This window comes from Rhizobacter sp., assembly GCA_019635355.1.
GTDB lineage: Bacteria > Pseudomonadota > Gammaproteobacteria > Burkholderiales > Burkholderiaceae_C > Rhizobacter.
In genome coordinates, this window is the sequence record JAHBZQ010000001.1 from 2,618,234 (window position 1) to 2,637,479 (window position 19,246).

Here is a 19,246-nt window from a genome sequence, read left to right on the forward strand (position 1 = left end):
CACTCGAACATAGCAATGTTGCTCGCATGTACCGTGCGCACGTGCCAGAGACTCCGAGTGAAGGCATTTTCCGAATCTACGTTCCAGGCATCGGCACGTTGTTTCCCGAAATCGGCGACCGTGGGAAGGGCATCATCATCGACACCCACAATGCAATGGGTGCGGTGGGCCAAGCGCGGCTCGACTGGGCTTTGAAGGAAGTTCAGCAAATCATCGCGCAAGCCGAAGCACGCGCCACAAACCCCACCAACAAGATCGTCAGCATTACGTTCGCCATTTTTGGTTTTTCTCGCGGAGCCACCTTGGCGCGTGCATTTGTGCGAGACCTGTTGAAACTCGACGGTGGCAAAGTCATTGGCCCAGCAGGTGCCTTGCGCTGGAAGCAAGGGAACTACCCCGTTGAGCTTTCATTCCTGGGGCTGTGGGACACGGTGGCATCCGTGGGTGTACCCATTGGGGCAAACAACGTAGCACCGGTACGTCGCGAGCGGGCTGGCTGGGGCAATGCCGCTCGCAGCGCTCTCTTCGGTCCGGCGGTACCGACCCTGCGGGCAAAGGACTTGGCATTTGGCGCCCCTGGCGCCGATCCCCTGAGCGGCCCTGCCAACGGCCACAACAGCTGGGCAGACAACCTGCATATTCCTGACGCCGTGACCACGTGTGTTCACATGATGGCTGCGCACGAGATTCGCAATTCCTTCCCGGTAGACAGCGTCGCTGTGAAGTCGATCAAACCTAGCAATTGCAAGGAATTTGTCTATCCCGGTGTTCATTCCAACGTGGGTGGCGGATATCGACCCGGCGAAGGAGGCAAGGGGAAGGCTACCCCCGCCGACTCAGAGGCGCCCGACGCGGACAAGCTTCTGAGCTTGATTCCACTCAGAGCCATGTATGACGAGGCGTTGCTTGCAGGTGTGCCATTGCGCAAGATGGGATCTAAGCAGTGGCAGGATTTCAATGAAAGTGACTTCTACGCATCTCCCAAAATGCTGGCCGATTTCGACCATTACATGGATCAAGTAGGCCGAAGCGGTTGCACGCTGGGTGCAGCATTTTTGGCACACACCCGGCTGTACCTGGCGTGGCGCTTTCACCGAATCCGCGAAAAGCTGGCCGTGCGCCCCGATTTGCAAGAGCCCGGGCCCAAGAACAAGACCCGCGACGAGCTCGGCATCGAGGCCAACGAAATGGTGTGGGCCGAAGACCAGAGAAGGCTCGACGATGAAATGACGACGTTAAAGGCGCAGCAGCAAAAACTCGAGCAAGGCCGCATGAGCGAGCAGTTGGCGCTGTCGCGCGGCGGCAAGAGCATTGATCCCAAGACCATGCTGCCAACGCCAGAAGGGCAGCGCATGGCCGCTGAAATCAATGCAAAGTACGACCCGCAAATTGCCCGAATCAAGACGCAACTGGCGGAGCTGCAAGCTCGAAAAGAGACCTTGCCCAGCCAAGGCTCACTGGTCAAACAATTGGCCGAGTACGACGCAGCGCTGCTTGATGACGTGAACGCCATCTTGAAGGAGATCCACGACAAGCCCAAGCTGCGTGCCCAGCTGCGACCGCACTACCGCGGCCTGGTGGAGACCTACGAAAACGAATTCGTTTACAAGAGAGGCCTCGACAAAAACAAAGAGAGCGATCGGAAGATCATCGATTTCTTCGACAACTATGTCCACGATTCGCTGTCCGACTTCGGGCTGGACTCGACCCTGCCTAGCGACCCACGTGTTGTTTACGCCGGCGGCAGCTTCAAGACCAAGTACGCGGCTGTCACACCGACGGAAATGCCGGACACGATGACCGCGTAGCAACCAAAGAAACAAGCTCGTCCGATTTTTGAAACAACGCTGAATCACGCCTCTAACACCATATGGTCTCCCTCGAGGGCCTCGCCCTCAAATCAGGAGACCCCATGACCCCCGCCCAGATCGGCCACATCCGCCGCAGCTTCTCCCTCGTCGAACCCATCGCCCAACAAGCCGCCGCGCTCTTCTACGACAACCTCTTCACCGCCGACCCGAACTTGCGTCGTCTGTTCCAAGGCAACATGGCCCAGCAGGGCGCACGGCTGATGAACATGATCGCAACCGCGGTCGATTTGCTGGAAGAACCCGACGCGCTCTTGCCTGCGTTGCGCAAGCTGGGGTCGCGCCATGTGAACTACGGTGTGCGCGACGAGCACTACGCAACCGTCGGGGCAGCACTGCTGAAGACGCTGAAACAGGGCCTTGGCGAGGCCTACACCGATGAAGTGCACACATCGTGGGTGGCGCTGTATGGCGTGGTGAGCAGCACCATGATCGAAGCGGCTCGCAATGCGCCTGCTGCTCAGGCGGCCTGAGCGGGCAACCAGCGCCAGCCTCTACTCCACCAGCCTGGCCACAGCGGCCAGCAAATCACCCTTGGAGAAAGGCTTGTCCAGGCCCGCACAACGGGCATTGCGCAAGAACTCCCGCGCACCGGGCGACAAGGTGTCGCCCGTCACGAACAGCATGCGGCGTGACAACTTCGGGTGATGCTGGTCGATCTCGCGCCACAAGGTGGCGCCATCCATGTCGGGCATGCGCAGGTCGGAGACGATGGCATCGAAGCGCGCGGTTTCGAGCAGCGCCAATGCGACCGCGCCGGACTCGGCGGTGGCCACCTCGTAACCCGCTGCTTCGAGGATGTCGCGCATTAACTCGGTGATCTCCGATTCGTCGTCGACCACCAGCACCCGTGTCTGCAGTGCCGCGTCCGTCGCCTGTAGCGGCACGGGCGCCGACTCCTGCACCGGCTCGCCGCTGATGGGCAGGTTCAAACGGAAGCTCGCGCCTCCGTGATGCGACGTAGGTTCGAGCGTAAGGTCACCGCCGTGGTCGCGCGCGAGCGAGCGTGACATCGCGAGGCCCAGCCCGGTGCCGATGCCTTCGGGCTTGGTGGTGAAGAACGGCTCGAACAACTTGCCGCGCAACTCGGCCGGCACGCCGGGCCCGTTGTCGGACACGCGCAGCCACACGCGTGGCTCGCGGTTCTCGCGCCGCGCTTCGACACCCGTTTCCACCAGCACGCGCCGCTCGCCCTCGCATGCCGCGAGGGCCTGCTGGGCATTCACGAGCAGGTTCAACACGATCTGGCCGACCTGGTCGCCGTCGGCCTTCACGCTCGGCAACTCGTCGGCCAGTTGCAGCCGCATCTCCACGCCGTGGCTGCGGTAGCTGTAGTTCAGCATCTCGGCCGCCGCGCGCGTGAGGTCGTTGAGCGACACGTTCTCGCGCGTGGCCGGCTTGCTGCGCGCCATGTTGAGGAAGGTGCGCACGATGCGGCCGCAGCGCTCGGCGGCTTCGCGGATGCGCTGCACGTCGACCAGCAGCACCGGGTCGTCGCACTTCTCTTCGAGCAGGCTCGCGCGGCCCATCACGATGGCGAGCGGGTTGTTCAGCTCGTGGGCCACGCCGGCGAGCAGGCTGCCCATCGCGCTCAGCTTCTCGCTCTGGCGCAGCGCGTCGCGTTGTCGCTCGATCTGCTGCGCGGCGCTATGCCGCTCGGTCACGTCGACGAGCGAGGCGGTGTAGTAGCCGGTACCGCCCACGTTCGTGCGCCACAGCACCATCTCGATGGGGAACTCGCTGCCGTCGGCGCGCAGCGCATGCATCTCCATGCGCTTGCCCAGCACACGCGGCGCGCCGCCTGACTCCATGCGGCGGATGCCGGCCTCGTGCGCGGCACGGTAGCGCTCCGGCATGATCACGTCACTCACCGAGCGCCCCATCACGTCGGCACGTTGCCGTCCGAACATGGCCTCGGCCGCGGGGTTGAATTCGACGATGTTGCCGTTGCCGTCGGTGGAGATCAGCGCCGCGAGCGCATGGTCGACGATGGCGGCCTTGAGCGCTTCGCTCGCCTGCAGCTGGCCGATCTGTTCGGCGAGCTCTTCCTCGCGCAGCTTGAGCTCGGTATGGTCGCGGCCGAAGACGATGATGGCCTGCACGTCTTTGCCGTCGAAGGCAAACGGCACCATCGTCTCTTGCAAGAAACGCCGGCCATGCGTGGGGTACTCCACCCAGCCCTGCCAGCGCAGAGATTCGCCGCTGAAAAGCCGCTCGGCCCACGGCAGGTAGCCCGAGTACGCCGTTTCGCCGAGGATCGCCGAGAGGTGCTGCCCGATCACCTCTTCCTGCGAGCGACCGTAGAACGCCACGGCTTCGCGGTTGGCATAGATGAAACGGTGGTCACGCCCCACCACCGCCACGCGGGCGGTGATGTTGTCGAGCAGGGCGCCCATCAGTTCGGGCGCCAGAGTCGGGAGCGTGTTGCGCCGCAGGCCCCAATGAGACTGGCCCGTCCAGGCGAACTCCCGCTCCAGCTTTTTCATGACCGCCCCTCGGCGAGCGAATACGCCCGCCGATCCCCCGGGGGGATCACGGGCCGGCTCGGGAGCGGCCCAGCGCGCGGCCCGTGCTTCATCCGCCAGCCGGCACGAACACGTAGCCCACGTTGCGCACGGTCTTCAGCACCTCCGGCTTGTCGGGGTTGGTTTCGATCTTGCGCCGCAGGCGCATCACGCGCAGGTCGATGGAGCGGTCGAACACGTCCCAGCCGCGGTTGTGGGCCTGCTCCATGATCTGGTCGCGGTTGAGCGGGCGGTTGGGGTTGCGGGCGAAGAGCGCGAGCAGGTCGAACTCGGCCGCGCTGATGTCGATCTCCTGGCCGTCGGCGCCGAAGAGGCGGCGCTCGTCGAGGTCGAGTTGGCAGACGCCGAAGCGCACGCGGCGAGACGCCTGCGCGTCGGCGGATGCTGCGGCGGCCGCCGCCAGCACGCCTTGCGAGAGCTTCAGCCGCCGCAGCACCGCACGGCAGCGTGCCAGCAGCTCGCGCATCTCGAAAGGCTTGGGCATGTAGTCGTCGGCCCCCAGCTCCAGGCCGACCACGCGGTCGACCGACTCGCCGGCGGTCGTGAGCATCACCAGGCCGACGCTCGGGTGCGCATCGCGCAGCCAGCGCGCGAGCGAGAGGCCGTTTTCGCCGGGCATGTTGACGTCGAGGATCGCTAGGTCGGGCGCGGCTTCGGCGATGGCCGCGCGGGCCGCCAGTGCATCGGCGGCGGCGCGCACGGTGAAGCCGTGCCGGCCAAAGTATTCCCCGAGCAGCGAGCGCAACTCGGGCTCATCGTCGACCACCAGCACGCTGGTGGCCACGCTCGCATCGCCCTCGGTCATGGGTCGTGCTCCCCTGTTCTGTGACAGGGCCGGATCATATCGGCCACGCTCGGCGACGGCATGCGCGCTGGCACCGGCCTGGCCGGCTGTCGCCAGCACGGCGGCGAGCCACTGGCGCGTGGGCAGTGCACTCATGGCCACACTCACGCGGCCAGGGGTTGCAGGTCTTCGGCGAAAGCCTCGCTGCGGAACACCACCGGCCGGGTTTCGGCGAAATCGGGGCGGCGCGGCCGGTCGTTGGCGGCACGCAGCGCCACGGCCTTGTCGAACTCGGTGGCCGGGGCGGCGGTGCGGTGGAAGATGCGGTGCAGCGTCTGGGCAACGAGTTCGGTCATGGCGGGCTCCTGAAGGGTTTTGTCTGGGTGTGACCGTGACTGTGGCGGGCCCGCGTGTCGCGCGCATTTCACGGCGGCGACGGCCATGTTTCGTTTGTTTCACCGGGGCGGGAATCTATGATCCGGCCCATGCCCGTCACCCTCGCCGGCCAGCTGGTCGTGGCCATTTCCTCGCGTGCCTTGTTCGACTTCGAGGAAGAGAACCGCCTCTTCGAAGCGCAGGACGACCGCGCCTACATGCAGCTCCAGCTCGAGCGGGTGGGCGTGCCGGCCAAGCCGGGCGTCGCGTTCTCGCTGGTGCACAAGCTGCTGGCGTTCAACGCCAAGTCGCCGGCGGTCGAGGTGGTGATCCTCTCGCGCAACGACCCGGTCTCGGGCATGCGCGTGTTCCGCTCGGCCAAGCACTACGGCCTGCCGATCCAGCGCGGGGTGTTCACCCGCGGCGAATCGCCCTGGCGCTACCTGAAGCCGCTCAACGCGCACCTCTTCCTCTCGACCAACGAGGCCGACGTGCGCTCGGCGCTCGGCGCCGGCGTGCCGGCCGCCCGGGTGTACCCGCACTCGGCGCGTGCGTCGGACGCGCACCCGAACGAAGTGCGCATCGCCTTCGACGGCGACGCCGTGCTCTTCTCCGACGAGTCGGAGCGAGTCTTCCAGCAGGCCGGGCTCGACGCCTTCCAGGCCCACGAGCGCGACCGCGCCAACACCCCGCTCGCCGCCGGCCCCTTCAAGCCGCTGCTCGAAGCGCTGAAGACCTTGCAGAACCAGGAATCGGCCGCGATGCGCCTGCGCACCGCGCTCGTCACCGCACGCAGCGCCCCGGCGCACGAGCGCGCGATCCGCACGCTGATGGAGTGGGATATCGACATCGACGAGGCCATGTTCCTCGGCGGCCTGCCGAAGGGCGCCTTCCTGCGCGAGTTCGAGCCCGATTTCTTTTTCGACGACCAGACCGGCCACATCGAGAACGCCCTGCCCCACGTGCCCTCGGGCCACGTGGCGGCGGGTGTCACGAACGGCTGAGGCGGCGCAGCCAGCCCAGGCCCTCGCGCGTGCCGGCACGCGGGCGGTACTCGCAGCCCACGTGGCCCGCGTAGCCGAGCGCATCGATCAGCTCGAAGAGGTAGGCGTAGTTCACCTCGCCCACGTCGGGCTCGCCCCGGTCGGGCACCCCGGCGATCTGCAGGTGGCCCACCCGCCCGGTGGGCAGGTACTGGCGAAGCTTCGCGGCCAGGTCGCCCTCGACGATCTGGCAGTGGTACAGGTCCATCTGCACCTGCAGGTTGGGCGCGCCCACTTCGTCGACGATCGCGTGCGCGTGGTCCTGCCGGTTGAGGAAGTAGCCCGGCATGTCGCGCCGGTTGATCGGCTCGATGAGGAGGTTGACGCCCGCATCGGCCGCGCGCTGTGCGGCCCAGGCGAGGTTGCGGACATAGAGCGTCTGCAGCGGCGCACGGTCTGCACCGTTTGGCACTAGGCCGGCCAGCACGTGAACGCGCGGGCACTGCAGCGCCGCGGCGTATTCCAGCGCCTGCTCGATCGCACGCTTGAACTCGGCCTCGCGCCCGGGCACGCACGAGATGCCACGGTCGCCCGCCGCCCAGTCGCCGGGCGGCGCATTGAAGAGTGCCTGCTGCAGCCCCTGCTCACGCAGGCGAGACGCCAGCAGCGCCGGCGCGTGCTCATAGGGGAACAGGTATTCCACCGCCTCGAAGCCGTCTTCACGCGCAGCGGCAAAGCGGTCGAGGAAGGCGTGCTCCCCATACAGGAAGCTCAGGTTGGCGGCAAAGCGGGGCATGGCCGTCACGATATCAGCAGGGTGTTCTGTCTTGCGCACCGCGCCGTGTCGCACGCTTCGGTATAACGACCGGCTCACACGAACATCAAGAAGGCACGACACATGAACTACCGACGTCTGGGCCGCAGCGGCCTGCAGCTGAGCGAGTTGTCGCTGGGCTCCTGGGTCACCTACGCCAACCAGGTCGACATCGACGCCGCCAAGGAGATGATGGCCGCCGCGTATGACGCCGGCGTCAACTTCTTCGACAACGCCGAGGCCTATGCGCTCGGCCAGAGCGAGGTGGTGATGGGCGAAGCGCTCAAGGCGCTGAAGTGGCCGCGCCTCAACTACGTGGTGTCGACCAAGTTCTACCTCGGCCTCTCGTCGCCGAAAGACCGCATGGCCTTGAACGGCCGCGCCACGCTCAACCGCAAGTACCTCATGCAGGCGATCGACGGCTCGCTCAAGCGCTTGCAGCTCGATTTCGTCGACCTCGTCTTCTGCCATCGCCCCGACCCCGGCACGCCCATCGAAGAGACCGTGTGGGCCATGCACGACATGATCAGCCAAGGCAAGGCGCTCTACTGGGGCACGAGCGAGTGGAGCGCGGGCGACATCCGCGCCGCCTACGAGATCGCCGAGCGCCACCACCTGCACAAGCCGGTGATGGAGCAGCCGCAGTACCACCTCTTCCACCGCAAGCGCGTCGAGAAGCAGTACCTGCGCCTCTATGACGACATGGGCCTGGGCCTCACCACCTGGAGCCCGCTCGCGAGCGGCCTGCTCACCGGCAAATACAAGGCCGGCGTGCCCGACGACAGCCGCGGCGCACGGCGCGACATGGCCTTCCTCGTCGAGGGCCTCACGCACGAGGCGAAGAACGCCGCAGTGGCGAAGCTCGAGCCGGTGGCGGCCGACCTGGGCTGCAGCCTGGCGCAACTCGCCATCGCCTGGGCCGCGAAGAACCCGCGCGTGAGCACCGTCATCACCGGCGCCTCGAAGCTGAGCCAGCTGCAAAGCAACCTGGCCGCGGCCGAGATCATCCCCAAGCTCACGCCCGAGGTGCTGCAGCGCATCGACGAGATCACCCTCCCGCTCGCCGACTGACGCCGGTCAGGCGGATTCCAACTCGCGCACAGGGCCTCCGGCGAAACCTCGTCGCCGGGGTCCAGAATGCAGTGCTGCACTGCATGAATCTCGACATCCAAACCATTCTGGTGGTGCTGCTGGCCAACGTGTGGGCCACCGCCATCGCGTTGCCCCTGCTGATGGGCTGGCAGGTGAGCAGTGCTGCCCGCCTCTTCCAGGGCAGCATGGTGCTGCAGGGGTTGAGTTGGGCGGTCTTCCTCGTCGCGCCGAAGCTTCACGACCGTGCGCTCACCTCGCTCTCGCTGGGCCTGCTGGCGCTGAGCTTCGCGATGCTGTGGTCGGCCCTGCAGCACTGGCTGGGCCCGCGCCCGGGGCAGCGGCTCATGTGGGTGCTGGTGGCCGCCGTCCCGACGGTCTACTTCCTCACCTACCCGAGCTACCCGGTGCGCGTGGGGGCGTCGAACGCGCTCTACGCGCTGCAGATGCTCACCATCTGCCTTGCGGTGGCGTGGCCCGCTCCCCACATCGGCCGGCGCTGGCGGGGCCTGGTGTTGGCGAGCTTTGCCGCGCTCACCATCGTCACGCTGTGGCGCGGCGTACTCGGTGCCTTCTTCACCGACGCCTACCCCTTCTACCGCGCCACGCACCCGGTCAACGTGGCCGCGGTCTTCCTCAACCACGTGGCGCTGTCGCTGTGCACGCTGGGCCTGCTGGCCGCCTGGCGCGAAGAAGCCGAGCGCGAGCTGCGGCGCCAGGCCCAAACCGATGGACTCACCGGCCTGCTCAACCGCCAAGCCTTCCTCGAGCGCGCACACACCTTGCTCGCCCACGCCGTGCGCTATGACGAGCCGCTGACGCTGCTGATGCTCGACATCGACCACTTCAAGCGCATCAACGATCGCCACGGCCACGCGGCCGGCGACGCGGCCTTGCAGACCGTCTCGCAAGGCCTGCGCGCCTGCACCCGCGGCGGCGACCTGGTGTGCCGCTACGGCGGCGAAGAGTTCTGCGTGCTGATGTCGCGGGCCAGCGCAGCCGATGCGCTGCGCTTCGACGAGCGCCTGCGCGCTTGGCTCGTCAGGTTCGCCACCGAGAGCGGCGCCGAACTCATCGACTACAGCGCCGGCATCGCCGTGCGCCAGCCCGACGACCACACGATGGACGCCCTGCTGCTGCGCGCCGACACCGCGCTCTACCAGGCCAAGGCCGCGGGTCGCGGCCGGCTGGCGGGCAGTGCCGACGTCGAGCAGAAAGAGCTGAGCTTCGACCTCGCCATGTGAGGCGCCGCGGGTGAACGCCCGTCAGGGCACGCTCCACCCCAGCAGCTCGGCCAGGCGCCGCAGCACCCATTGCGCTTCGGCCTCGTCGACACCGGCCTGCCCACCCTGCAGCCCCTGGCCGATGCGCTCGAGCACGTCCGACTCGGCCACGCCCAGCTGCCAGAGCTGGGTGCTCGCCGTCTCGGTGAGCATGTTGGCGAGATCCTCGCAGTACTCGTAGCGCTCGCGGATTTCGCGGAACGAGGCCGTCGGCTTGATGCGCCCTTCGGGCACGAAAAGCGCGATGAACGACGGCGGGATCTCGATCTGGTACTCGTCGTCGGACATCAGCTGGCGGTGGCCTCGCGCGGCCGTTCGTTGAACTGCCAGATGCGCCCGCCGTCGACCACCAAGTCGTGGCAGTTGACGAAGCTGCCTTCGTCGCTGGCGAGGAAGAGTGCCGCGTTGGCGATGTCGTCGGCCAGGCCGGCACGCGGCGTGGGCGTGGCGTGCGCCAGGTTCTGCTGCAGCTTGGCCAGGCGCTTGGCGTTCACCTCGTCGGTGGCCGTGGAGGCGCCGCCCCAGAAGATGGGCGTGGCAATCGCCCCGGGCGAGATCGAGTTGACGCGGATGTTGTCGGGCCCGAGCTGCACGCCCATCAGGCGCGTGAGGTGGCTCACCGCCGCCTTGGCGCTGGAGTAGAGCATCGCGCCCTGCGCGAGGCGGTGCGCCGCGATGCTGGAGTTGTTGATGATGCTGCCGCCGCCCGTGCCCTTCATCACCCGCGCCGCGTGCTTGATGCCGAAGAGCGCACTGCCGAAGAGCAGCTTCATCGCGTAGTCGACCTGCTCTTCGGTCACGTCGGCAAGCGTGCCCGGCGTGTTGCCGCCCGCGTTGTTGAACATGCAGTCGAGCCGGCCGAAGCGCTGCACGGCGGTGTCGACGAGGGCGGCGATGTCGGCCTCGCGCATCACGTCGGCCGCCTGGAAGAGCACCCGCTCGCCCAGCTCCTTGGCGAGCGCCTCGCCGCGCTCCACGCTGCGCCCGGCGATCACCACCGAAGCGCCTTCGGCCGCGAACTTGCGCGCCGTCGCCTCGCCGATGCCGCTGGTCGCGCCCGTGATCACCGCCACCTTGCCCTGCAGTCTGCTGCCCATGAAAACCGTCTCCATCTGTGTGTGCAAACCGGAGAGCCTACTTCAGCGGCAGCAATTCACGGCCGCGGGCCGGAAATCGGGGAACTGAGAGCCGCTTCGCCTCTCAAAACGCGATCCTCAGCAGTACCGGGAGACCCGCTTGGCACCTTTCGCGCAGCCCCTGCAATCGATGTTCCTGATCGGCCGGCACCTCCTGGTCACGGCGCTCGTTGCCGTCGGCGCAGTCGCCCACGCCGCCCCGGAATCGGCCCAGGCCCTGCGCGAGCGCCACGCCCAGCTGGCGGCCCAGATCGAACAAAGCCCCTTCCAGCGGCCGCTGGTCGTGCAAAGCAGCGACGGCGGAAACGCCTTGAGCGGCAGCGTCGACGCGGTGATGCCGCAGCCCTTCGCCCTGGCCCGCGAGCACCTGCAGCAGCCGGGTGCGCTGTGCGAGATCCTCATGCTGCAGGTCAACACCAAGCAGTGCATCGTCAACGGCCAGGAGCTGGTGGTGCACATCGGCCGCAAGAACGACCAGCCGCTGGAAGACGCCTACCGCGTGGCGTTCAACCTGAAGCCGCAGGCCAGCACCGACGACTACATGAGCCTGCGCCTGGGTGCCGACAGCGGCCCCTTCTCCACGCGCGACTTCCGCATCCAGCTGCAGGCCATCCCGCTCGACGGCGGCAAGCGCACCTACCTGCACCTGGGCTACTCCTACGGCATGGGCATGGCCGCCAAGCTCGCGATGCAGGGCTACTTCGCCACGGCCGGCGCCAGCAAGGTGGGCTTCACCCGCACCGGCGGTGACGCCTACATCGGCGGCATGCGCGGTGCGATCGAGCGCAACACCATGCGCTATTACCTGGCGATCGAGGCCTATCTCGCCTCGCTGGCCGCCCCGGCGCCGCAGCAGCGCGCCCAGCGGCTGGAACGCTGGTTCAATGCCACCGAGCAATACGCCCGGCAGCTGCACGAGGTGGAGCGTGGCGAATACCTCGCGATGAAGCTGCGCGAATTCCGCCGCCTCGGCGCCTGAGCTCCCTGCAACCGCACCGGCCGTGAGGGCATCGCGGCCGGTGGTGTTCGTCCCTGCAGCTTGCACGTTAGAGTACACAGCACACAAGGGAGAACACACGATGCCAGCTCAGCTGCACATCCTCGGCAGCCGCACACCGCGGCCTGCCGCCGCCAGGGTCTTCTACTGCGACGGCGGCATCGACGAGCACCACCGCCCCGGCCATGACCTCGAGCTGAGCCACTGGATCCCGAACCACACGCCGCCCGAGTTCCGCGCCAGCACCTCGACCGCCATCTGCCTGCGCTACGTCGAGCGCCACACGCCCGAGGTCGGCGACCTGGTGGTCAACAACCACGTCGACACCGACGGCGTGCTCTCCACCTTCGTGCTGTGCCACCCCACGCTGGCGCTCGGCCACCGCGAGCTGCTGCGCCAGGCGGCCGAGGTGGGCGACTTCTGGGCCTACGCCGAGCCGCCCGCGCTCGGGCTCTACCAGCTGCTCGCCCGCTCGAAGCAGGCGCTGCAGGCCGAGTCGGCCGACCCGCTTTCCATCTACCGCCGCGCCCACGAGCTCACCGCACGCTGGCTCGAAGGCGAAGCCTTCGCCGGCACCGAGATCGCCGCCGAAGCGCTCGGCCGCACGTGCGACGCCATCGAGCGCGGCCACATCGCCCGCAGCCTGCACGGCCCGCGGCTCGCGCTCTACCAGGTGCCGCACGCACTCGACGACGGCACGGGCGGCGTGCACGCCTTCGACGCCCCTTTCGAGCGCCACGAGCGCCTGCTGCCGCACGCCCGCAACCACCGCGACGGCCAGCGCATGCAGCTCGTGGCGATGGAGCGCAAGGCCGGCTGGGCCTACGACCTGTGGGTGCCCGGCTACGCCTGGGCCGAGACGGTGGGCCTGTGGCAGATGCCCGGGCTGCGCTCCGCCGGCTCGAGCAACCAGCACCACCTCGCGCACGCGCCGCTCACGCGGGCCTTCGAGACGCTCAACGACATGGAGCACGGCGACGGCCACTGGACGCTCGCCGACACGCTCTCGCCCTTCTCGCGGGTGGACGGCCGGCCCTTCCCCATCGTCGGCGCCTTCACGCACGAGGGGCAGCCCGGCACCAGTCGCCTCGCGCCCGAGCGGGTGGCGAGCGTGCTCGGCGAAGCGTGGCCGGCCTGAAGGCCAGGCCGTACCCGCGTCAAGGCGCTTTCAAGGCGCTTGCAACCCGAACATCGCCGCGCCGTTCTCCCAGGCGATGCGCCGCGCCGCGGCGGGTGGCAGGTCGCCCAGCCAGGCCCGCGCTTCGCGCATCAGGTTTTCATACTCGGGCCAGCGGCCGTTGGTCCAGGTGTCGGAGCCCACGAAGAAGCGCTCGGGCTTCTCGGTGAGCAGCGCCTTCCACGCGGCGCTGAGCTTCCCATCGTCGACCGTCAGGCCCGGCCGGTACGACAGCTCGCCATACAGCGTGGGATGCTTGTCGAGCAGCGCGCGCACTCGCTCCACGGGCACGCCGCCGATGCCGGTGTGGGCCCAGATCATGCGGGCCTTGGGGGCGTGGGCGAAGAGCTTCTCCACCGCCACGTCGTCCACGTGCGCGAGCACCACCAGGTTGCGCTCCTGCGCGAGCTGCATCAGGCGCTTCGCGGTCGGGCCGTCGGCGTTGCGGCTGTCGTAGAGGTGGAACTCGCCGAGCCCGCGGTAAGGCCCGGCCTCGGTGCCGGCGGCCAGCTCGCGCAGCACCATGTCGACGATCGTCGGGTCGGTGGGCCAGCCGGTGTAGTCGGCGCGGTTGCGATAGAGCCGCACGAAGGGCACGACGGTGACGCCGGCCTTCTTCGTGGCCTCGCGCGCGGCGGCGAGGGCCTTGGTGCCGTCGTTGGGGCGGCTGTTGGCGATGATGGCGCGCACGCCGCTGCGCTGCATGCGGCCGAGCACGTCGTCGATCGGGTGCGGGTCGACCGCCTCCACGTTGTAGTGCAGGTGCGCATCGAAGAGCGGCCCGGCGTAAGGCGGCGCGGCCGAGGCCAGCGCCGGCATGAGCAGCACGGCAGCCACGCCGCGGCGGATGAGCAGGGGGAGCGTGGTCATGGTCATGAGCAGAAAGCAAAGCCTCGACCCCGCATCTATACAACACCCGCCGCCGCATCGCCCGTTGGCAGGATGCGCCCCCAGCCTGCCACGGGATATGGTCGCAGGCTGCGAACCGAGGGAGACGAAGAGATGCGAGCGTTGTGGAGCAGTGCGGTGATGCTGGGTGCAATGGCCGCGAGTGCCCCCGCGGCGCTGGCCCAGGCCCCCGGGCAGGAACACGAAGGCCGCCTGCAAGGCTGGGCCTTCGCGCTGGAGAACGACTTCTTCGGCCGCGCCACCATCAGCACCGACCGCTGGTACACCAACGGCTTCCACTACGCCCACAGCTACCGCCAGGGCCGTCCGGTGCACCGCCCGCTGCAGCTCGTGCGCGAGCTCGGGCGCGACTGGTTCGGCGTGGCCGGAGACGACGGCCAGTCGGCGACGGCCGGCGAATTCCTCGGCCACAACATCTACACGCCCAACGACGTCGACCCGAGCACGCCGCAGATCCACGACCGGCCCTACGCGGCGCTGCTGTCCTACGGACTGGGCAGCTTCGCCTACCGCGGCCGGCACCACCGCGCGCTCGACATCCGCATCGGCGTGGTCGGCCCGGCCGCGGGGGGCGACGAGGTGCAATCGGGCTTCCACCGGCTGATTGACGACGGCCTGCCCAACGGCTGGGCCTACCAGGTGCGGCCACGCCTCGCGCTGCAGGGCACCTTCACCCACACGCATCGCTTCTTCGACCAGTCGCCCCTGCCGCACTGGGGCGCGGTGCACCTGCACGGCCGCGCCACCGTGGGCACGATCAAGAACCTGGTGGCCACCGGCATCACCTTCGTGGCCGGCGAGAAGACGCGGGTCTTCGGTGCGCCCGACGAAGGCGACTTCTTCACCGTCGACTTCAACAACCGGCAGAACCACTTCGCGGCCGGCGAGCTGCGGCGCAGCACCTTCTTCGCGCAGTTCCAGGTGGCGGCGGTCGCGTCGAACTACCTGATCGAGGGCCGCACCTACGGCCCGCGCCCCGAGATCGAACTCAAGCGCGGCGTGTGGATGTCGACCTTCGGCATCTCGCAGCGCCTGTCGCGCGAGTGGCGGCTCGAATACCGCATCAAGCGCCGCTCGGCCGAGTTCACCGCCAACACGCCCTACGGCCGCAACGGGCAGATCCAGAGCTACGGCGAAGTGCGCCTGGTGCGCGACTACGACGCCGGCCCCGACGACATCGAGAGCTTCCGGCGCTAAACCGGCCGCTCAGCGCCGCGGCACGAAGACGAAGTCGCCGGCCTCGTGCCCCGCGAAGCGGATGGGCGCGTATTGCGGCTTCTGCTGCACCTTCAGGCGCTGCGCCCGCAGGCTGAAGCGCGCGGCCACGGCGTCGAAGAGCCGGCGTGTCTCGATGGGCTCGTGCACCGCGTCGAGCACCTCCAGCAGGCTGCTCGCGAAGAGCGAATTGCGCCCGGCGCCGCCGTCGACCACCGGCTCCAGCCCGCCGCTCGTCATCGCCACCCGCGCCCGCAGCTGCGAGATGGTGCGCAGCGCCTCCCAGCGCCGCTCGCCCACCAAGTCGGCATCGGCCACCGGCAGCGCGGTGCGCGCCATCGTGCCGGAGTAGCACGAGTCGGCGATCACCAGCACCTGGCGCACGCCGAGTGCGTTGATCTGGTCGGTGACGTCGACCACCGAGACCCAGTTGCTGCGGTTGCCGCGCTCGCCGTCCACCGGCACCCAGTAGCCGCGCTGCGTGCTCTCTTCGATGTCGCCGTGGCCGGCGTAGAAGACGAGCAGGTTGTCGTCGGGCTTGAGCTTGCTGCGCAGCGCGTTGAAGGTGGCGAAGAGCTCGCGCCGCGTCGAGTCGATGAGCAGCGTGGTCTCGAAGCCGTAGCGCTGCTCGAGCATGCGCTTCAGGTCCTGCGCATCGTTGACGGGGTTGTTGAGCTTGGGCCAGTGGCGGTAGGCCTGGTTGGCGATGATGAGCGCGTGGAAGCGTGCGTTCGGCAGGCCGTGGTTGAGCTTGGGGGGCGGCGGTGCGCTGCCGGCCGGCACCGCGCGGAAGTTGAGCGAGGCCTGCCCACCCTGCCGGTCGACCGCGGTGAAGCGCGCCTCGGCGCCGCCGGACGCAAGGTCGATCTCCGCGCGGAACACACCTTGCGAATCGACCGCCAGCGGCTTGTTGTTGAACATCAGCTGGCGCAGGCCGGCATCGCTGCTCACCTTGCCGCGGATCTCGCGCCGCGCCCCTTCGCCGCGCAGCGGCACGAGCGGCGACGCACCTTGCTGCTCGGGCGTGGGCACCACGATCACCGGGTCGACGAGGTCGATGGTGATGCGCCCCGGCACCCCCACCTGCCCGCTCGCCTGCCGGAAGAGGCGCGCGGCCAGCACCGGGTCGCGCTTCACGCCCAGGCCACGCTCGTGCAGCGAGGCGAGGTTGATCAGCGCACGGCTGTCGCCCTGGGCCGCCGCTTTGGCGTACCACGAGGCGGCGGTGGCCGGGTCGGCCACGGTGCCGATGCCACGCTCGTACATCTCGCCCACCTGCGTCTGTGCCTCCGCCTGGCCCTGCTGCGCAAACGGCAGCCAGATCGCGAGGGCACGCGCCGGGTCTTTCGACGCCAGCGCGAACTCGCCGCCGGCCGTGGCGCACTCGTGCGCGGGCAACTTCTGCGGGCGGCGTGCCGAGAGCGAGGTGGCGAAGTTGCCGAGCTGGCGCACTTGGCCGGGCAGCAGGCAGTCGACGATCATCAGCTGCTCTTCGCTCAGGTTGGCGGGCACGGGCGATGGCCCGCTCGCACAGGCAGCAAGCCAGAGCGCGCCGAGGGCGACAAGATGACGCACGTCAGATCTCGAACTTGAGGCCGAGGCCGACGCGCGTTTCCTGCAGGTCGTTGCTGCCGCGACGGTGCGACACGTCGACGAAGCTGCTGATGCCGCGCGTGAGCTGCAGCACCACGCCGGCCGCGAGGCCGATGGAGCTGCGGCTCTCGGCGCTGTCGGGGTCGAGCTCGCGGGTCAGGCCGTTGGCGTTCGTCCCGAGGATCGGGTCGGTGTCTTTCCACAGGCGCTGGCGCCAGGTCACGCGGCCATAGGGCGTGAGCGTGCCGAAGCGCAGGCTGATCGGCTGCTGCAGCTGCGCGCTGAGCACGCTGGCCAGCACACGCTGCTTCTGCTCGCCCACGCGGAAGCCCACCGTGCCGTTGGCGCCGTTCAACGGGTCCGACAGGTCCTGGTAGATGGCGGCCAGCGCGTCGGTTCGCGTGTCGGTGTATTCGAGCCCGATCTGCGGCACGAACGCGCGCGGCCCGAAGCGCCAGATGCGGCTCGCGCTCAGCCACAGGCCCCAGGCATGGCTCACGTTTTCGCCGGTGAACTGGTCGGTGTCGTTGCTGATGCGGCGCGTCTCGAGTTGCGTGCGCATCAGCGAGAACGCGCCGTCGATCGCGATCGCATCGCGCGTGAAGTAGCTGAGCGAGGCCGCGAGCGAGGTGCTGCGCGTGTCGACCGTGGTATCGCTGCGGATCACGTTGGGCGGCAGGCCGTTGGTCGAGTCGAACTCGGTCTGCTGGCGCTGCAGCTTACCCTTGGACACGTTGACCAGGCCCCCGAGCACCCACTGCGGCGACAGCGCGTGGTCGACCGCCAGGCTCACCCCGAAGTTGCGCACCTTGAGCGGGCCGCGCTCGAAGCGCAGCGAGGGCGCCGGGCCCCCAGGGCCACCGGCCGGGCCGAGCGGCGCGTCGCCCACCACTTGCGGTGCCGCGGCGTCGGGGTTGCGCACGCGGCGGTCTTGCTCTTCGGCGCTGGCGCAGTCGTCACCGCGCTTGTCGTCGGGGCATGGGGGGTTGGGGTTGCCCTGGGCCTGCGCGAGGGCACAGACCACGAGGAGCGCGAGGGGCGGAATGCTGGAACGCAGGGACATGGGGCACCTCCTGATCGGTGCCGAGCTTATCCCCGCCACGATGCCCTTCAGCCCCCCAGAACGACGGGATGTGACCTTCGTCCAGGCGCGAGGCCCACGGGCGCTTCCAGCCCGGCCTGCAAGCCGCGCCGCAGGTGCGCCAGGTGCAGCTTCACGTTGACCCACAACATCACCGCCCCGAGTTCCACCGCCAGCAGCAGGTGCAGCAGCGCCTCGGCCGCCGGCACTTTGCCCGCCGCCTGCGCGGTGGTCAGCACGCCCGTGATGACCCAGGGCTGCCGCCCCGACTCGCAGACGATCCAGCCGGCCTCGATGGCCACCCAGGGCAGCGGCAGCGCGGCCACGCAGGCGCCCAGCAGCCACCGGCCACCGAGGCGCTGCGGGTCGGGCATGCACCACAGCACGAGCAGCATCAGCACCGTCAGCAGCCCCCACGCGAGCAGCATCGCGCGGAAGGACCAGAACACGAGGCCCACATTCGGCAGCCCGGCCGGGGAGGCCTTGCCGAGCGCCTTGAGCCCCTGCAGAGGCACCTCGCTCGTGTCGACCACCCAGCCCAGCGCGCCCGGCAGCGCCAGCTCGAAGCGGTTGTGCTGCGCTGCCTTGTCGGGCACCGCGAAGAACAGGAAATCGGCGGTGCGGCCATCGGTCTCCCAAAGCGCCTCGATGGAAGCGAACTTCATGGGCTGGTAGCGCACCAGCCGCTCGCCGCTCCAGTGCCCGGCGAGGGCCGTGACGACGAGCGCCACGAGGCAGAACACCGCGCCCCCCTTCAAGCCGGCACGCGCCACTTCCGTGTGCCGATGCTTCAGGCTGAACCACGCACAGATCGCCACCACGAGCCCACCTGCCAGCACCCACGCCCCGGCGATGGTGTGCAGCACCTTGGGCACCACGAGCGGGTGGCCCGCCAGATCGAGCACCGAGGAGATGCGCGCCTGGCCATTGACGAACTCGGCGCCCTCGGGCCACTGCATCCAGGCATTGATCATCAGGATGGCCGTCGACTGCACCACCAGCACCACCGCAAGCGCCGTGCTTGCCAGAAAGTGCCACACCGGCTTGAGATGCCAGCCGAGCGCCACCACCGCCACCAGCGTGAAGAGGAACGGCGCCACCTGGGCTTCGAACGCGAACACCGGCCCCACGATCCCCTGCACCACCTGCGCATAACCGGCCCAGTGCAGCTCGATCTGCGTGCGCAGCGGGTAGCCCGTCAGCACCCCGCAGACGAAGTTGATGACGAAGGGCCACGAGAGGAACTGCGCGAGCTGGCGCAGTGCCGGCCGGCCCGTCAGCAACGACCAGCCCTCGAACACGGCGATCAGCGCCATGAGCCCGATGGTCAGCGGCACGAAGAGGAAGTGGTAGGCCGCGGTGAAGCCGAAGAGCAGCCGTGAGGCATCAACGTCGGAGTACTGCATGGGGATGGATT

At 68.5% G+C, this 19,246-nt stretch carries 18 protein-coding genes; 8 read left to right on the plus strand and 10 right to left on the minus strand.

Going from position 1 to position 19,246, the window contains the following annotated elements; genetic code table 11:
* Window positions 1-26: 26 nt before the first annotated feature.
* The gene (locus KF892_11760) at window positions 27-1,808 is read left to right on the plus strand and encodes a DUF2235 domain-containing protein (GenBank protein ID MBX3625683.1); all 1,782 of its coding nucleotides are present in this window, start codon (window positions 27-29) and stop codon (window positions 1,806-1,808) included.
* Between the two features lie 104 nt (window positions 1,809-1,912).
* Window positions 1,913-2,341, plus strand: a complete 429-nt coding sequence (locus tag KF892_11765) for a hemin receptor (GenBank protein MBX3625684.1) — start codon at window positions 1,913-1,915, stop codon at window positions 2,339-2,341.
* Window positions 2,342-2,362: 21 nt separating this feature from the next.
* Here the strand turns inward: KF892_11765 and KF892_11770 are convergent, their stop codons facing one another.
* The 3 genes from KF892_11770 to KF892_11780 form a co-directional block, all read right to left on the minus strand.
* The gene (locus tag KF892_11770; GenBank protein MBX3625685.1) at window positions 2,363-4,354 is read right to left on the minus strand and encodes a PAS domain S-box protein; all 1,992 of its coding nucleotides are present in this window, start codon (window positions 4,352-4,354) and stop codon (window positions 2,363-2,365) included.
* An 88-nt stretch (window positions 4,355-4,442) separates the two neighbouring features.
* Window positions 4,443-5,198, minus strand: coding sequence for a response regulator (locus KF892_11775; GenBank protein ID MBX3625686.1), 756 nt, complete (start codon window positions 5,196-5,198; stop codon window positions 4,443-4,445).
* Between the two features lie 143 nt (window positions 5,199-5,341).
* On the minus strand, window positions 5,342-5,533 hold the full coding sequence (locus tag KF892_11780; GenBank protein ID MBX3625687.1) for a hypothetical protein: 192 nt from the start codon (window positions 5,531-5,533) through the stop codon (window positions 5,342-5,344).
* Between the two features lie 129 nt (window positions 5,534-5,662).
* Between KF892_11780 and KF892_11785 the strand changes: the two genes are divergently transcribed.
* Window positions 5,663-6,556: a 5'-nucleotidase gene (locus tag KF892_11785; protein ID MBX3625688.1), complete on the plus strand. Its 894-nt coding sequence runs from the start codon at window positions 5,663-5,665 to the stop codon at window positions 6,554-6,556.
* On the opposite strand, the gene KF892_11790 is transcribed toward KF892_11785, so the two are convergent.
* Window positions 6,543-7,331, minus strand: coding sequence for a hydroxypyruvate isomerase family protein (locus tag KF892_11790; protein MBX3625689.1), 789 nt, complete (start codon window positions 7,329-7,331; stop codon window positions 6,543-6,545). The two genes, KF892_11785 and KF892_11790, sit on opposite strands and share 14 nt — an antisense overlap.
* Window positions 7,332-7,433: 102 nt before the next feature.
* On the opposite strand from KF892_11790, the gene KF892_11795 reads away from it, so the two are divergent.
* Both KF892_11795 and KF892_11800 read left to right on the plus strand, forming a co-directional pair.
* Window positions 7,434-8,420 (plus strand): aldo/keto reductase, encoded by a 987-nt coding sequence (locus KF892_11795; GenBank protein MBX3625690.1) that lies wholly within the window; start codon window positions 7,434-7,436, stop codon window positions 8,418-8,420.
* An 83-nt stretch (window positions 8,421-8,503) separates the two neighbouring features.
* The gene (locus tag KF892_11800; protein MBX3625691.1) at window positions 8,504-9,682 is read left to right on the plus strand and encodes a GGDEF domain-containing protein; all 1,179 of its coding nucleotides are present in this window, start codon (window positions 8,504-8,506) and stop codon (window positions 9,680-9,682) included.
* 21 nt (window positions 9,683-9,703) lie between these two features.
* Here KF892_11800 and KF892_11805 read toward each other — a convergent pair whose 3' ends face one another.
* Both KF892_11805 and KF892_11810 read right to left on the minus strand, forming a co-directional pair.
* Complete coding sequence (locus KF892_11805; GenBank protein MBX3625692.1) at window positions 9,704-10,009, minus strand: ATPase with chaperone activity; 306 nt, start codon at window positions 10,007-10,009, stop codon at window positions 9,704-9,706.
* Window positions 10,009-10,818, minus strand: a complete 810-nt coding sequence (locus KF892_11810) for an SDR family oxidoreductase (GenBank protein MBX3625693.1) — start codon at window positions 10,816-10,818, stop codon at window positions 10,009-10,011. The genes KF892_11805 and KF892_11810 overlap by 1 nt, the downstream gene beginning before the upstream one ends.
* 169 nt (window positions 10,819-10,987) lie before the next feature.
* Between KF892_11810 and KF892_11815 the strand changes: the two genes are divergently transcribed.
* Together KF892_11815 and KF892_11820 are read left to right on the plus strand one after the other, a co-directional pair.
* The gene (locus KF892_11815; GenBank protein ID MBX3625694.1) at window positions 10,988-11,836 is read left to right on the plus strand and encodes a hypothetical protein; all 849 of its coding nucleotides are present in this window, start codon (window positions 10,988-10,990) and stop codon (window positions 11,834-11,836) included.
* 100 nt (window positions 11,837-11,936) lie between these two features.
* Window positions 11,937-12,992 carry a hypothetical protein gene (locus KF892_11820; GenBank protein MBX3625695.1) on the plus strand — a complete coding sequence of 352 codons (1,056 nt, stop codon included), beginning with the start codon at window positions 11,937-11,939 and terminating at the stop codon, window positions 12,990-12,992.
* 30 nt (window positions 12,993-13,022) lie between these two features.
* Here KF892_11820 and KF892_11825 read toward each other — a convergent pair whose 3' ends face one another.
* The gene (locus tag KF892_11825) at window positions 13,023-13,901 is read right to left on the minus strand and encodes an amidohydrolase family protein (GenBank protein ID MBX3625696.1); all 879 of its coding nucleotides are present in this window, start codon (window positions 13,899-13,901) and stop codon (window positions 13,023-13,025) included.
* 132 nt (window positions 13,902-14,033) lie between these two features.
* Here KF892_11825 and KF892_11830 point away from each other — a divergent pair, with 132 nt between their 5' ends.
* On the plus strand, window positions 14,034-15,137 hold the full coding sequence (locus KF892_11830) for a lipid A deacylase LpxR family protein (protein ID MBX3625697.1): 1,104 nt from the start codon (window positions 14,034-14,036) through the stop codon (window positions 15,135-15,137).
* 9 nt (window positions 15,138-15,146) lie between these two features.
* On the opposite strand, the gene KF892_11835 is transcribed toward KF892_11830, so the two are convergent.
* Genes KF892_11835 through KF892_11845 form a run of 3 tightly spaced genes read right to left on the minus strand, consistent with a single transcriptional unit; the run spans window position 15,147 to window position 19,235 of the window.
* Window positions 15,147-16,730: a caspase family protein gene (locus tag KF892_11835; GenBank protein ID MBX3625698.1), complete on the minus strand. Its 1,584-nt coding sequence runs from the start codon at window positions 16,728-16,730 to the stop codon at window positions 15,147-15,149.
* Window position 16,731: 1 nt separating this feature from the next.
* A complete protein-coding gene (locus tag KF892_11840; protein ID MBX3625699.1) occupies window positions 16,732-17,811 on the minus strand; it encodes an autotransporter outer membrane beta-barrel domain-containing protein in 1,080 nt (359 codons plus the stop codon).
* 47 nt (window positions 17,812-17,858) lie between these two features.
* Window positions 17,859-19,235: a cytochrome ubiquinol oxidase subunit I gene (locus KF892_11845; protein ID MBX3625700.1), complete on the minus strand. Its 1,377-nt coding sequence runs from the start codon at window positions 19,233-19,235 to the stop codon at window positions 17,859-17,861.
* Window positions 19,236-19,246: the final 11 nt, after the last annotated feature.

Coding starts and splice junctions, on each gene's coding strand:
- KF892_11760 (MBX3625683.1), top strand. CDS start 27: ATGTACCGTGCGCACGTGCCAGAGACTCCGAGTGAAGGCATTTTCCGA.
- KF892_11765 (MBX3625684.1), top strand. CDS start 1,913: ATGACCCCCGCCCAGATCGGCCACATCCGCCGCAGCTTCTCCCTCGTC.
- KF892_11770 (MBX3625685.1), bottom strand. CDS start 4,354: ATGAAAAAGCTGGAGCGGGAGTTCGCCTGGACGGGCCAGTCTCATTGG.
- KF892_11775 (MBX3625686.1), bottom strand. CDS start 5,198: ATGACCGAGGGCGATGCGAGCGTGGCCACCAGCGTGCTGGTGGTCGAC.
- KF892_11780 (MBX3625687.1), bottom strand. CDS start 5,533: ATGACCGAACTCGTTGCCCAGACGCTGCACCGCATCTTCCACCGCACC.
- KF892_11785 (MBX3625688.1), top strand. CDS start 5,663: ATGCCCGTCACCCTCGCCGGCCAGCTGGTCGTGGCCATTTCCTCGCGT.
- KF892_11790 (MBX3625689.1), bottom strand. CDS start 7,331: ATGCCCCGCTTTGCCGCCAACCTGAGCTTCCTGTATGGGGAGCACGCC.
- KF892_11795 (MBX3625690.1), top strand. CDS start 7,434: ATGAACTACCGACGTCTGGGCCGCAGCGGCCTGCAGCTGAGCGAGTTG.
- KF892_11800 (MBX3625691.1), top strand. CDS start 8,504: ATGAATCTCGACATCCAAACCATTCTGGTGGTGCTGCTGGCCAACGTG.
- KF892_11805 (MBX3625692.1), bottom strand. CDS start 10,009: ATGTCCGACGACGAGTACCAGATCGAGATCCCGCCGTCGTTCATCGCG.
- KF892_11810 (MBX3625693.1), bottom strand. CDS start 10,818: ATGGGCAGCAGACTGCAGGGCAAGGTGGCGGTGATCACGGGCGCGACC.
- KF892_11815 (MBX3625694.1), top strand. CDS start 10,988: ATGTTCCTGATCGGCCGGCACCTCCTGGTCACGGCGCTCGTTGCCGTC.
- KF892_11820 (MBX3625695.1), top strand. CDS start 11,937: ATGCCAGCTCAGCTGCACATCCTCGGCAGCCGCACACCGCGGCCTGCC.
- KF892_11825 (MBX3625696.1), bottom strand. CDS start 13,901: ATGACCACGCTCCCCCTGCTCATCCGCCGCGGCGTGGCTGCCGTGCTG.
- KF892_11830 (MBX3625697.1), top strand. CDS start 14,034: ATGCGAGCGTTGTGGAGCAGTGCGGTGATGCTGGGTGCAATGGCCGCG.
- KF892_11840 (MBX3625699.1), bottom strand. CDS start 17,811: ATGTCCCTGCGTTCCAGCATTCCGCCCCTCGCGCTCCTCGTGGTCTGT.
- KF892_11845 (MBX3625700.1), bottom strand. CDS start 19,235: ATGCAGTACTCCGACGTTGATGCCTCACGGCTGCTCTTCGGCTTCACC.